At 56.4% G+C, this 13925-nt stretch carries 11 protein-coding genes; 10 read left to right on the forward strand and 1 reads right to left on the reverse strand.

All coding sequences use genetic code 11. From position 1 onward, the window contains the following. Positions 1-467: 467 nt before the first annotated feature. The 3 genes from dnaK (at position 468) to nhaA (ending at position 4948) form a co-directional block, all read left to right on the forward strand. On the forward strand, positions 468-2381 hold the full coding sequence (gene dnaK / locus B3797_RS15140) for a molecular chaperone DnaK (RefSeq protein WP_311783129.1): 1914 nt from the start codon (positions 468-470) through the stop codon (positions 2379-2381). 100 nt (positions 2382-2481) lie between these two features. Next, complete coding sequence (gene dnaJ, locus B3797_RS15145; RefSeq protein ID WP_311791508.1) at positions 2482-3624, forward strand: molecular chaperone DnaJ; 1143 nt, start codon at positions 2482-2484, stop codon at positions 3622-3624. Between the two features lie 151 nt (positions 3625-3775). Next, a complete protein-coding gene (gene nhaA / locus B3797_RS15150; RefSeq protein WP_311791509.1) occupies positions 3776-4948 on the forward strand; it encodes a Na+/H+ antiporter NhaA in 1173 nt (390 codons plus the stop codon). A gap of 59 nt (positions 4949-5007) precedes the next feature. Here nhaA and rpsT read toward each other — a convergent pair whose 3' ends face one another. Then, entirely contained in the window at positions 5008-5271 is a 264-nt protein-coding gene (gene rpsT / locus B3797_RS15155; RefSeq protein WP_033749434.1) for a 30S ribosomal protein S20, read from the reverse strand. A gap of 318 nt (positions 5272-5589) precedes the next feature. On the opposite strand from rpsT, the gene ribF reads away from it, so the two are divergent. From ribF to carA, 7 genes are all read left to right on the forward strand, one after another. After that, positions 5590-6513 (forward strand): bifunctional riboflavin kinase/FAD synthetase, encoded by a 924-nt coding sequence (ribF, locus tag B3797_RS15160; protein ID WP_311791510.1) that lies wholly within the window; start codon positions 5590-5592, stop codon positions 6511-6513. Between the two features lie 28 nt (positions 6514-6541). Next, entirely contained in the window at positions 6542-9361 is a 2820-nt protein-coding gene (gene ileS, locus B3797_RS15165) for an isoleucine--tRNA ligase (protein WP_311791511.1), read from the forward strand. Beyond that, positions 9361-9864, forward strand: coding sequence for a signal peptidase II (gene lspA, locus B3797_RS15170; protein ID WP_120455647.1), 504 nt, complete (start codon positions 9361-9363; stop codon positions 9862-9864). The genes ileS and lspA overlap by 1 nt, the downstream gene beginning before the upstream one ends. 3 nt (positions 9865-9867) lie before the next feature. Further along, a complete protein-coding gene (gene fkpB, locus B3797_RS15175; RefSeq protein ID WP_311791512.1) occupies positions 9868-10338 on the forward strand; it encodes an FKBP-type peptidyl-prolyl cis-trans isomerase in 471 nt (156 codons plus the stop codon). After that, positions 10319-11272: a 4-hydroxy-3-methylbut-2-enyl diphosphate reductase gene (gene ispH, locus B3797_RS15180; protein ID WP_311783124.1), complete on the forward strand. Its 954-nt coding sequence runs from the start codon at positions 10319-10321 to the stop codon at positions 11270-11272. Before fkpB ends, ispH begins: the two co-directional genes overlap by 20 nt. 213 nt (positions 11273-11485) lie before the next feature. Beyond that, complete coding sequence (gene dapB, locus B3797_RS15185; RefSeq protein ID WP_311791513.1) at positions 11486-12301, forward strand: 4-hydroxy-tetrahydrodipicolinate reductase; 816 nt, start codon at positions 11486-11488, stop codon at positions 12299-12301. 468 nt (positions 12302-12769) lie between these two features. Beyond that, the gene (gene carA / locus B3797_RS15190) at positions 12770-13918 is read left to right on the forward strand and encodes a glutamine-hydrolyzing carbamoyl-phosphate synthase small subunit (RefSeq protein WP_311783122.1); all 1149 of its coding nucleotides are present in this window, start codon (positions 12770-12772) and stop codon (positions 13916-13918) included. Positions 13919-13925: the final 7 nt, after the last annotated feature.

Here is a 13925-nt window from a genome sequence, read left to right on the forward strand (position 1 = left end):
CAGGCCTTTTATTTCACAGGGGTAATATTAGCCCTGTGAAATAAAAGGCCTGATATTATGATAGCGGCAGTTGTTTGATGGATATGCATCCACATATTCGCCGACATCAGGGAAAACTCAAAATAATTTAGCTTCGCGATAATAACGATAATATATTTTTGCCACTCCGCTGCTGGCCTGACCGCTTCACACCGCACTGACTCAACACCCTGTTTACAAGGCCGCGCTTTGCGCGGCCTTTTCCTTTGCTTCAGCAGCGTACGGACCGCGCGCGGCTCAGAAAAGGCTGGTCTGAAAAAAAATTTTCTTTTAACCCTTGATGCGCTTCGAAGCGGCCCCATTTAGTTGTCATCGAGCGTTGTGAGCCCGGAAAAAAAAGCGAGTCACGGCGGTTGAAAGCCAACAAAGCGACCGCATTAAGGGGTCACAACCCAAATTGACAAAGAATTTAAGTGGGAGACGTTTAGATGGGTAAGATTATTGGTATTGACCTGGGTACAACCAACTCTTGTGTTGCGATCATGGACGGCGCGAAAGCGCGCGTGCTGGAGAACGCCGAGGGCGATCGTACCACGCCTTCAATCATTGCTTATACGCAGGATGGCGAAACTCTGGTGGGCCAACCGGCTAAACGTCAGGCGGTGACCAACCCACAGAACACGCTGTTCGCTATCAAGCGTCTGATCGGCCGTCGTTTCCAGGACGAAGAAGTGCAGCGTGATATCAAAATCATGCCGTACAAAATCACCTCTTCAGACAATGGCGATGCTTGGCTGGAAGTAAAAGGTCAGAAAATGGCGCCGCCGCAGATCTCTGCGGAAGTGCTGAAGAAAATGAAAAAGACCGCAGAAGACTATCTTGGCGAGCCGGTCACCGAAGCCGTTATTACCGTTCCGGCCTACTTTAACGATGCGCAGCGTCAGGCGACAAAAGACGCCGGCCGTATCGCAGGTCTGGAAGTAAAACGCATTATCAACGAACCGACCGCAGCGGCACTGGCCTACGGCCTGGATAAAGGTCAGGGCAACCGCACCATCGCGGTATACGACCTGGGCGGCGGTACGTTCGATATCTCTATTATCGAAATCGACGAAGTTGATGGCGAAAAAACCTTCGAAGTGCTGGCGACCAACGGTGATACCCACCTGGGTGGTGAAGACTTCGACAGCCGTCTGATCAACTATCTGGTAGCGGAATTCAAGAAAGATCAGGGCATCGATCTGCACAACGATCCGCTGGCAATGCAGCGTCTGAAAGAAGCCGCAGAGAAAGCGAAAATCGAGCTCTCTTCCGCGCAGCAGACCGACGTTAACCTGCCGTACATCACGGCGGACGCAACGGGTCCGAAACACCTGAACATCAAAGTGACCCGCGCTAAGCTGGAGTCGCTGGTAGAAGATCTGGTCAGTCGTTCTATCGAACCGCTGAAAGTCGCGCTGCAGGATGCGGGACTCTCTGTTTCCGACATCAATGACGTTATCCTGGTCGGCGGTCAGACGCGTATGCCGATGGTGCAGGCGAAAGTAGCGGAGTTCTTCGGTAAAGAGCCGCGTAAAGACGTTAACCCGGATGAAGCGGTCGCCGTAGGCGCTGCGGTACAGGGCGGCGTGCTGGCGGGCGACGTAAAAGACGTACTGCTGCTGGACGTAACCCCGCTGTCGCTGGGTATCGAAACCATGGGCGGCGTGATGACTTCGCTGATCAGCAAGAACACCACCATTCCGACCAAACACAGCCAGGTGTTCTCAACCGCTGAAGACAACCAGTCTGCCGTGACCATTCACGTGCTGCAGGGCGAGCGTAAGCGTTCAAGCGATAACAAATCGCTGGGCCAGTTCAACCTGGACGGCATTCAGCCGGCACCGCGTGGTATGCCGCAGATTGAAGTCACCTTCGATATCGATGCGGACGGCATCCTGCACGTCTCAGCGAAAGACAAGAACAGCGGTAAAGAGCAGAAGATCACCATCAAAGCTTCTTCCGGCCTGAACGAGGAAGAGATCGAAAAAATGGTTCGCGATGCAGAAGCGAACGCTGAATCGGATCGCAAGTTCGAAGAGCTGGTACAGACCCGCAACCAGGGCGACCAGATTGCGCACAGCACGCGTAAGCAGCTGGATGAAGCGGGCGATAAACTCTCCGCTGACGATAAAGCGCCAATCGAGTCCGCGCTGAGCGAGCTGGAAACAGCGCTGAAAGGCGAAGACAAAGAGGCGATCGACGCTAAGATGCAGGCGCTGATGCAGGTTTCCAGCAAGCTGATGGAAGCGGCGCAGCAGCAGTCACAGGCGGGCGGCGCGGATGCAGCCGACGCTTCTGCGAAGAAAGATGACGACGTGGTCGACGCTGAATTCGAAGAAGTGAAAGACAACAAAAAATAATTGCCCCTGACCGGGCGCGACGGTTGGCCTGACAGCCGTTGAAACCAGCACGGGCGTAGGAGTTCTCTCGACGCCCGTGCGAGCATGTTAAGGGCTAAAAATGGCGAAGAGTGACTACTACGAGATTTTAGGCGTCTCCAAATCCGCGGACGAACGTGAAATTAAAAAGGCGTACAAACGCCTGGCGATGAAGTTTCACCCCGATCGCAATCCGGGTGATAAAGAGGCTGAAGCCAAATTTAAAGAGGTCAAGGAAGCCTACGAAATCCTGACTGACGCGCAGAAGCGCGCGGCATACGATCAGTACGGCCATGCGGCGTTTGAACAGGGCGGCATGGGCGGCGGTGGATTCGGCGGCGGCGGCTTCGGCGGCGGCGCGGACTTCAGCGATATCTTTGGCGACGTCTTCGGCGACATCTTTGGCGGCGGTCGTCGTCAGCGCGCAGCGCGCGGCGCCGATTTACGCTACAACATGGAGCTGACGCTGGAAGAAGCGGTGCGCGGCGTGACCAAAGAGATCCGCATCCCAACGCTGCAGGAGTGTGACGTCTGCCACGGCAGCGGGGCGAAAGCGGGAACTCAGCCGCAAACCTGTCCGACCTGTCATGGCGCAGGCCAGGTGCAGATGCGTCAGGGCTTCTTTACCGTACAGCAGGCCTGTCCGACCTGTCACGGTCGCGGTTCGGTGATTAAAGATCCGTGTAACGCCTGTCACGGCCACGGTCGCGTCGAGAAATCGAAAACCCTGTCGGTGAAAATCCCCGCAGGCGTCGATACCGGCGACCGCATCCGCCTGAGTGGCGAAGGCGAAGCCGGAGAGCAGGGCGCGCCAGCAGGCGATCTCTACGTTCAGGTTTCGGTGAAGAAACACCCAATTTTCGAGCGTGAAGATAACAACCTTTACTGCGAAGTGCCGATTAACTTTGCTATGGCGGCGCTGGGCGGTGAAATCGAAGTGCCGACGCTGGATGGCCGCGTGAAGCTGAAAGTCCCGGCGGAAACCCAGACCGGCAAGCTGTTCCGCATGCGCGGCAAAGGGGTGAAATCGGTACGCGGCGGCGCGGTCGGCGATCTGCTGTGTCGTGTCGTGGTGGAAACGCCGGTTAATCTGAATGAAAAGCAGAAAAAGCTGCTGCGCGATCTGGAAGAGAGTTTCGGCGGCCCGACCGGCGAGAACAACAGCCCGCGTTCAAAAAGCTTTTTCGACGGCGTGAAGAAGTTTTTTGACGACCTGACCCGCTAAACCGCACTCAGTGAAAATGAAGCCAGCGCTCTGTCGCTGGCTTTTTTTTGCCCCACGTTACGCGATTAACCCATGCCTGATAATAAAGCGCGATTACAACCTGTTATTATTATGACTCTGTACGTTTTTTATTTTCTGGGAAGGATGATTTGTGAATATCGGGCTTAAAAAATTGCTTAATAATGACGCCACCAGCGGCGTCGTGCTGATTCTGGCGGCTGCGCTGGCGATGTTTCTGGCGAACAGCGCCGCTACGCAGCAGGCTTATCAAAACCTGCTGGCCGTACCGGTGGAGTTCCGCTTTGGCTCGCTCGATATCAGCAAGAACCTGCTGCTGTGGATCAATGACGCGCTGATGGCGATCTTCTTTCTGCTGGTCGGCTTAGAGGTGAAGCGAGAAATGGTGATGGGCGCGCTGGCGAAGCGCGAGCAGGCGGTTTTCCCGCTGATCGCTGCGCTGGGCGGCATGCTGGTGCCGGGCCTGCTGTTTCTGGCGTTTAACGGCGCAGATGACGCCACGCGCAGCGGCTGGGCGATTCCTACCGCCACCGATATCGCTTTTGCGCTGGGTATCCTCGCGCTGCTGGGTAGCCGCGTGCCGCCAGCGCTAAAAATCTTCCTGATGGCGCTGGCGATTATCGACGATCTCGGCGCGATTGTGATTATTGCGCTCTTCTACACCAGCGATATGTCGATGACGGCGCTGGGCGTCGCCGCGGTGGCAATTGTGGTGCTGGCGGCGATGAACCTGCTCAACGTGCGCAATACCGGGCTCTATCTGCTGGTCGGCATGGTGCTGTGGACCGCCGTACTGAAGTCGGGCGTTCATGCGACGCTGGCGGGCGTCGTGGTGGGCTTCCTGATCCCGCTGAAAAAGGAGGAAGGGCACTCACCGGCTATTCATCTTGAGCATGCGCTGCATCCCTGGGTGCGCTGGCTGATCCTGCCGCTGTTCGCCTTCGCCAACGCGGGCGTGTCGCTGGATGGCGTTCACGCAGGGGATATCGTCTCGCTGCTGCCGTTGGGAATTATGGCGGGACTGCTGATTGGTAAACCCGCAGGCATTACGCTCTTCTGCTGGCTGGCGGTAAAATTCAGGCTGGCGTCGCTGCCGAAAAACACCAACCTCACGGATATCGCCGCGGTCGGCGTGCTGTGCGGCATCGGTTTTACTATGTCGATTTTTATCGCCTCGCTGGCCTATGGCGAGAGCAATCCGCAGCTGATCACGCTGGCGAAGCTGGGTATTTTGCTGGGGTCGATTCTGTCGGCGGTAGCGGGCTATCTGATTCTGAGGCTGCGTCTGGCGCAACGCGCTGCTTAATTGAGACGAAAAAAAACCGGCTAAGCGCCGGTTCTTTTTACAAAGCGATAAACAAAGGCTTACGCCATTTTGTTGATCTGAGCAGTCAGGTTAGCTTTATGACGTGCAGCTTTGTTTTTGTGGATCAGACCTTTAGCAGCCTGACGGTCCACGATCGGTTGCATTTCGTTAAATGCGTTCTGCGCAGCAGCTTTGTCGCCAGCTGCGATCGCCGCGTATACTTTCTTAACGAAAGTACGCATCATAGAACGACGGCTCGCGTTATGCTTGCGACGTTTTTCAGATGTTACGGCGCGTTTCTTAGCTGATTTGATATTAGCCAAGGTCCAACTCCCAAATGTGTTCTATATGGACAAATCAAAGGCCGAGGACTATGCCTTTTGAGCCTTCTTTTGTCAATGGATTTGTGCAAATAAGCGTCGTTTTACAAACCACGCCCGGTTACGTAATTGATGGCGCAAGATTCTACCAGCTTCCCCTCTCTGAATACAGCCTTTCCCAACAAAATTCTCTGAGGGGAGGGCGACGCGCGCCAGGCCCGGAGAAATGGCGCGTTCTGCCCAGGAAAGGTGGCGTTGACGGGTTAACCTTCGCCGGTTTCAAGGGTATAATCCGCCGATTTCCACCGGTTTGAGTCAGCCATGAAGTTTATCCGCGGTATTCATAGTTTAAACGAGCAGCATCGCGGCTGCGTCCTGACCATTGGTAACTTCGACGGCGTGCATCGCGGCCATCAGGCGCTGATGGCGCGCCTGTGCGAAGAGGGACGAAAACGCCAGCTCCCGGTGATGGTGATGCTGTTTGAGCCGCAGCCGCTTGAGCTGTTTGCCGGAGACAAAGCGCCGGCGCGTCTGACGCGCCTGCGGGAGAAGCTCAAATTCCTGGCGGAGGCGGGGGTCGATCGCGTGCTCTGCGTACGCTTTGACCGTCGCTTCGCCGCGCAGTCGGCGCAGTGTTTTATCACCGATCTGCTGGTGGATAAGCTGGGCGTCAGGTACCTGGCGGTGGGGGATGATTTCCGCTTTGGCGCTGGTCGTCAGGGCGATTTCCTGTTATTACAGAAAGCCGGTGCCGAATACGGCTTTGATGTCGTCAGCACCGAAACCTTCTGCGACGGCGGCAAGCGTATCAGCAGCACCGCCGTACGTCAGGCGCTGGCCGCTGACGATTTAGCGCTGGCGCAAACGCTGCTGGGCCATCCCTTCAGTATCTCTGGCCGCGTCGTGCACGGCGATGCACTGGGACGCACCATCGGTTTTCCCACCGCGAATATCCCGTTACGCCGCGTTGTCTCGCCGGTGAAAGGCGTTTATGCGGTGGAGGTGCTCGGCCTGGGCGCGCCCGTTCCCGGCGTCGCTAATATCGGCACGCGTCCCACGGTAAAAGGATTGCGTCAGCAGCTTGAAGTTCACCTGCTTGACATCAATATCAATCTGTACGGAAAGCACATTGATGTGGTGCTGAAGCATAAGATACGTAACGAGCAGCGCTTTGCCTCACTGGAGGCGTTGAAAGAACAAATTGCGAAAGATGTGGTAACCGCCCGGCGCTTCTTTGGGCTTTAACCCCGCAAAATACGGAAACGAGAATCTGATGAGTGACTATAAATCTACCCTGAATTTGCCCGAAACGGGGTTCCCGATGCGCGGCGATCTTGCCAAACGCGAGCCGGGAATGCTGCAACGCTGGTATGATGACAACCTGTACGGCATCATCCGCGAAGCCAAAAAAGGGAAAAAAACCTTTATCCTGCATGACGGCCCTCCCTATGCGAACGGCAGCATTCATATTGGTCACTCAGTTAACAAGATTCTGAAAGACATTATCGTTAAGTCGAAAGGCATGGCGGGCTACGATTCGCCTTACGTGCCGGGCTGGGACTGCCACGGTCTGCCGATCGAGCATAAGGTCGAGCAGATGATCGGCAAGCCGGGCGAGAAAGTCACGCCGGCCGAATTCCGCGAAGCGTGCCGCAAATATGCCGCCGAGCAGGTAGAAGGGCAGAAAGCGGACTTTATCCGTCTCGGCGTGCTGGGTGACTGGGAGCGTCCTTACCTGACGATGAACTTCCAGACCGAAGCCAACATCATTCGCGCGCTGGGCAAGATCATCGGCAATGGCCATCTGCATAAAGGCGCCAAGCCGGTGCACTGGTGTCTGGACTGCCGTTCTGCGCTGGCGGAAGCGGAAGTCGAATACTATGACAAAACTTCGCCTTCTATCGACGTGATGTTCAACGCGGTGGATCGCGACGCGGTACGCGCTAAATTTGGCGATGCGCCGGTGAACGGCCCGATCTCGCTGGTGATCTGGACCACCACGCCCTGGACCATGCCGGCTAACCGCGCCATCTCGCTGCATCCGGAGTTCGATTATCAGCTGGTGCAGATCGACGGGCGCGCGCTGATCCTCGCGAAAGATCTGACCGAGAGCGTGCTGAAGCGCGCAGGCGTCACCGAGTGGACTGTGCTGGGCGAATGCAAAGGCGCGGCGCTGGAGCGTCTCACCTTCCAGCATCCTTTCCTGGTGAACATTCAGTCACCGGTAGTGCTGGGCGAGCACGTTACGCTCGACGCCGGTACCGGCGCCGTACATACCGCGCCGGGCCACGGCCCGGACGACTATGTTATCGGCCAGAAATATGGCATCGAGGTGGCGAACCCGGTGGGGCCGGACGGCACCTATCTGCCGGGCACCTATCCGACGCTCGACGGCCTGAATGTATTCAAGGCTAACGACGTTATCGTTGAGCTGCTGAAAGAGAAAGGCGCGCTGCTGCATGTAGAAAAACTGCTGCACAGCTACCCGCACTGCTGGCGTCACAAAACGCCGATTATCTTCCGCGCGACGCCGCAGTGGTTTATCAGCATGGATCAGAAAGGGCTGCGCGCGCAGTCGCTGAAAGAGATCAAAGGCGTTCAGTGGATCCCGGACTGGGGCCAGGCGCGCATCGAAGCGATGGTAGCAAACCGTCCTGACTGGTGTATCTCTCGTCAGCGCACCTGGGGCGTGCCGATGGCGCTGTTCGTGCATAAAGAGACCGAGCAGCTGCATCCCGATACGCTGGCGCTGATGGAGAAAGTCGCGCAGCGCGTCGAGCAGGATGGCATTCAGGCGTGGTGGGATCTCGATCCGCGCGAGCTGATGGGCGACGACGCCGACAACTATATGAAGGTGCCGGATACGCTGGACGTCTGGTTCGACTCCGGCTCTACCAGCTATGCGGTCGTCGACGCGCGTCCGGAATTTGGCGGCCACTCTGCCGACATGTATCTGGAAGGCTCCGACCAGCATCGCGGCTGGTTTATGTCATCGCTGATGATCTCTACCGCGATGAAGGGCAAAGCGCCTTATCGTCAGGTACTGACACACGGCTTTACCGTGGATGGTCAGGGCCGCAAGATGTCCAAGTCGATCGGCAATACCGTATCGCCGCAGGACGTGATGAACAAACTGGGCGCGGATATTCTGCGTCTGTGGGTCGCCTCTACCGACTATTCCGGCGAGATGGCGGTCTCCGACGAGATCCTGAAACGCTCCGCCGACGCCTATCGTCGTATCCGTAACACCGCGCGCTTCCTGCTGGCGAACCTTAACGGCTTCAACCCAGAGACCGATATGGTTAAGCCGGAAGAGATGGTGGTGCTGGATCGCTGGGCGGTTGGCCGCGCGCAGGCCGCGCAGGCGGATATTGTCGCCTCTTACGAAAACTACGACTTCCATGAAGTTATCCAGCGCCTGATGCAGTTCTGCTCGGTAGAGATGGGCTCTTTCTATCTGGATATCATCAAGGATCGCCAGTACACCGCGAAGCGCGACAGCCTGGCGCGCCGCAGCTGTCAGACTGCGCTGTGGCACATCGTTGAGGCGCTGGTGCGCTGGATGGCGCCGATCATGTCCTTTACCGCCGATGAAATCTGGGGCTATCTGCCGGGCAAACGCGCGCAGTACGTCTTCACCGAAGAGTGGTATGACGGCCTGTTTGGTCTGTCGCAGGATGAAGCGCTGAACGATGCCTACTGGGCGGAGCTGCTGAAAGTGCGCGGCGAAGTCAACAAGGCGATCGAGCAGGCGCGCAGCGACAAGCGTATCGGCGGCGCGCTGGAAGCGACCGTCACGCTCTATGCTGATGCGGCGCTGGCGGAGAAGCTGCAGGCGCTGGGCGACGAGCTGCGCTTTGTGCTGCTGACGTCGGGCGCGACGGTGGCGGATTACGCGCTGGCCAGCGAAGAGGCGCAGCAAAGCGAACTGGTAAAAGGTCTGAAAATCGCGCTGCACAAAGCAGAAGGCGAGAAGTGCCCGCGCTGCTGGCATTACACTACGGACGTCGGCCAGAACGCGGAGCATCTTGCCGTGTGCGGTCGCTGTTATACCAACCTGGCCGGTAACGGCGAAGAGCGTAAATTTGCCTGATGCGTAAACCTATTCTCTCAACCGGCTTACGCTGGGTATGGCTGGTGCTGGCGGTGATCCTGGTCGATTTCGCCAGCAAACAGTGGGTGATGAACAACATGATGCTGCACGAAACGCAGCCGCTGATGCCGTTCCTCAACCTGTTCTACGCCCACAACTACGGTGCGGCGTTCAGCTTCCTGGCGGATAAAGGCGGCTGGCAGCGCTGGTTCTTCGCTGGCATCGCCATCGCTATCGTGGTGGCCTTACTGGTGATGATGTACCGCAGCCGCGCCAGCCAGAAAATCGTTAATATCGCCTACGCGCTGATTATCGGCGGCGCGGCAGGCAACCTGTTCGATCGTGCTTATCACGGATTTGTCGTCGACTTTATCGACTTCTATATTGGTGACTGGCACTTCGCCACCTTTAATATCGCTGACTGCGGCATCTGTATCGGCGCTGCGTTAGTGGTGCTGGAGGGCTTTTTCAGCCCCTCCGGCAAACAGGCAAAACAAGGGTAAGCCATGACAGTCTCTGTACAGCGCGACAGCGCAGTGCTGCTGCATTTCACGCTGAAGCTGGAGGACGGCTCTGTTGCAGAGTCGACCTCTGCTTTCGGCAAACCGGCGCTGTTCCGCCTGGGCGACGGCAGCCTTTCCGCTGCGCTGGAGCAGGAGCTGCTGGGACTGAAGGCGGGAGACAAGCACGCCTTTACGCTGGAGCCGGAAGCGGCTTTCGGCGCCGTCAGCCCCGATCTGATCCAGTACTTTTCGCGCCGTGATTTCATTAATGCGGGCGAGCCGGAAATCGGCGCCATTATGCTCTTTACCGGCATGGGCGGCAGTGAAATGCCTGGTGTGATCCGCGATATTTCCGGCGATTCCATTACGGTGGATTTCAATCATCCGCTGGCCGGTCATCAGGTTCATTTCGATATCGACGTGCTGGAAGTCGATCCGGTACTGGAGGCAAACGATGCAAATCCTGCTGGCTAACCCGCGCGGCTTCTGCGCTGGCGTCGATCGCGCCATCAGCATCGTCGAGCGTGCGCTGGAGATGTACGGCGCGCCGATTTATGTGCGTCATGAAGTGGTGCATAACCGCTACGTGGTAAACAGTCTGCGCGAGCGCGGCGCGATCTTTATTGAAGAGATCAGCGAAGTGCCGGATAACGCGATACTGATTTTCTCTGCACACGGTGTCTCACAGGCGGTTCGTGCTGAAGCGAAGGCGCGCAGCCTGACCATGCTGTTCGACGCCACCTGTCCACTGGTGACCAAGGTTCATATGGAGGTCGCGCGCGCCAGCCGTAAAGGCGTGGAGGCGATCCTCATCGGCCATGCGGGTCATCCGGAAGTGGAAGGCACCATGGGCCAGTACAGCAACCCTAACGGCGGCATGTATCTGGTGGAGTCGCCGGAGGATGTGTTTAAGCTGCAGGTAAAGGATGAGAGCAATCTCTGCTTTATGACGCAGACCACGCTGTCGGTTGATGACACCTCTGACGTGATCGATGCGCTGCGCGCCCGTTTCCCGGCGATTATCGGCCCACGCAAGGATGATATCTGCTACGCCACCACCAACCGTCAGGAAGCGGTGCGCGTGCTGGCGCGCGATGCGGAAGTGGTGCTGGTGGTCGGATCGAAGAACTCCTCAAACTCTAATCGCCTGGCGGAACTGGCGCAGCGCGCCGGCAAGCTGGCGAAGCTCATCGATTCTGCAGACGATATTCAGGAAGAGTGGGTAAAAGGCGTAGAGTGCATCGGCGTGACGGCTGGGGCATCCGCGCCGGATATTCTGGTGCAGCAGGTGATCCAGCGTCTGCGCGAGCTGGGCGGCGAGGCGGCGATCGAACTGATCGGACGCGAAGAGAACATTGTGTTTGAAGTGCCCAAAGAGCTGCGCGTCGAAGTACGCAACGTGCAGTAACGCACCGGTACCAGCTTGTTGAAAGGCCGACTCTGTTCGGCCTTTTTTATTGGCTAAACGTCGCCGCCCCTTCAGCGGAATTGCTTTTACTGATAATCGCTAAGCGCTACCCTGAAATTCTTATTATCCCCTGTTAATAGTGGCGTATCTGTTAACTGACCGTTAACCTGATAACGCTTTGCATGCATAGATTTGTATCAGGAATGAATAAATATGAGTAATTACCGCATTGCCGTCGTAGGCGCGTCTGGCCGTATGGGGCGCAATCTGATTGAAGCGACGCACCAGGCAGAAGGCGTCGAGCTGGGCGCGGCGCTGGTACGCCCAGGCTCTTCGCTGACAGGCAGCGACGCTGGTGAACTGGCCGGATTAGGCAAAAACGGCGTCATTATCACGGATGATTTACGCAGCGTGATGGATGATTTCGACGTGCTGGTGGATTTCACCCGCCCTGAAGGCACGCTCCACTATCTGGCGCTGTGCCGCGAATACAACAAGGCGATGGTCATTGGCACAACCGGCTTTGACGAGGCGGGTAAAGCCGCTATCCAGGCGGCTTCCGCTGATATCGGTATCGTGTTTGCCGCCAACTTTAGCGTTGGTGTAAACCTGGTGCTTAAGCTGCTGGAGAAAGCGGCGAAGGTAATGGGCGACTACGCCGATATCGAAATTATCGAAGCGCACCATCGTCATAAAGTCGATGCCCCTTCCGGCACTGCGCTGGCGATGGGCGAAGCCATTGCCGATGCCATGAGCTGGGATTTGAAAGATCGCGCCGTTTACGCGCGTGAGGGCCATACCGGCGAGCGTAAACCGCAGACTATCGGCTTTGCTACGGTGCGTGCGGGCGATATCGTCGGCGAACATACCGCAATGTTTGCTGATACTGGCGAGCGCGTAGAGATAACCCATAAGGCTTCCAGCCGCATGACCTTTGCAAATGGCGCAGTCAAAGCGGCGCTGTGGCTGAAAGGCGGTAAAAAAGGGCTTTATGATATGAGAGACGTGCTGGATTTATCGATGCTATAAGGTTTTGTACCATCGTGATGTGGTTATTTCAATCTGCAATCTATTGATTGAAAAGGGCGATATAATGATCGCCCTTAATTTTATGTAAAAATAGAGCCTTTAACGTTATTTTTGATTGTAGTTGTTAAAATGGTGATTTTTATCCTCTTTCCGACCTTAAAAATGAACAATTTTGACCAAATGGTCAAAAAAAAAGGGTATCCAGCACTCGCTTCGGCTCTTTTTCACCAGGCAACCGATTATTTCGCCGGTTAATCTCTCTTTTTTACGCCTTATGTCGCGTTTTAACATTCAGTGACCCGAAAAGGGTAAAAAAATCGCTCTTCAGGGTAGACAATCAGCAGGGCGATCATTAGAATGCGCGCAATTTGCCAAAAATCGACCAGTCAGGCGGTTTTTGCCTTGATTCAGGGCCAAATTTTGAATTAATATGCAAATATTGTGACTGTTTATTCCCTGGAGGATGTTTTGATTAAGTCAGCGCTCTTGGTTCTGGAAGACGGAACCCAATTCCACGGTCGGGCCATAGGGGCAACGGGATCGGCAGTGGGGGAGGTCGTTTTCAATACGTCAATGACCGGTTATCAAGAAATACTCACTGATCCCTCCTATTCCCGCCAGATCGTCACCCTCACTTATCCCCATATCGGCAATGTTGGCGTTAACGCCGCCGACGCAGAGTCCACCCAAATTCACGCGCAAGGCCTGGTTATTCGTGACCTGCCGCTGATTGTCAGCAACTTCCGCAGCGAAGAGAGTCTGTCGGCTTATCTGCAGCGCAATAACATCGTCGCCATTGCCGATATCGACACCCGCAAGCTGACGCGCCTGCTACGCGAAAAAGGAGCGCAAAACGGCTGCATTATCGCGGGCGATAACCCCGACGCCGCGCTGGCGCTGCAAAAAGCCCAGGCGTTCCCGGGTCTGAAAGGGATGGATCTGGCGAAAGAGGTCACAACGGCGGAAACTTACAGCTGGCAGCAGGGTTCATGGACGCTGGAAGATGGGCTGCCGCAACCGCAGAGCGCAGAGGCGCTGCCGTATCATGTTGTCGCTTACGATTACGGCGTTAAATTTAATATTTTCCGTATGCTGGTGGATCGCGGCTGCCGCCTGACGGTCGTGCCGGCGCAGACGCCAGCCGATGAAGTGCTGAAGCTTAATCCAGACGGCATTTTCCTCTCCAACGGGCCGGGCGATCCGGAGCCGTGTGATTACGCTATCAGCGCAATTAAAACTTTCCTTGAAACCGAGATCCCGGTGTTCGGCATCTGCCTGGGCCATCAGCTGCTGGCGCTGGCGAGCGGTGCCAAAACCGTGAAAATGAAGCTTGGCCACCACGGCGGCAACCATCCGGTGCAGGATCTCGACAACAACAGCGTCATGATCACCGCGCAAAACCATGGCTTCGCCGTTGATGACGCCAGCCTGCCTGCGAACCTGCGCGTGACGCATATTTCGCTGTTCGACAAAACGGTGCAGGGTATTCACCGCACTGACAAACCGGCGTTCAGCTTCCAGGGCCACCCGGAAGCGAGCCCCGGCCCGCATGATGCAGCGCCGTTGTTTGACCACTTTATTGAACTGATCGAAGCCTACCGTTCGAAAGCCAGGTAATCAGGAG

Source organism: Pantoea sp. UBA5923, from assembly GCF_002431095.1.
In the GTDB taxonomy this organism is placed as follows: domain Bacteria; phylum Pseudomonadota; class Gammaproteobacteria; order Enterobacterales; family Enterobacteriaceae; genus Pantoea; species Pantoea piersonii.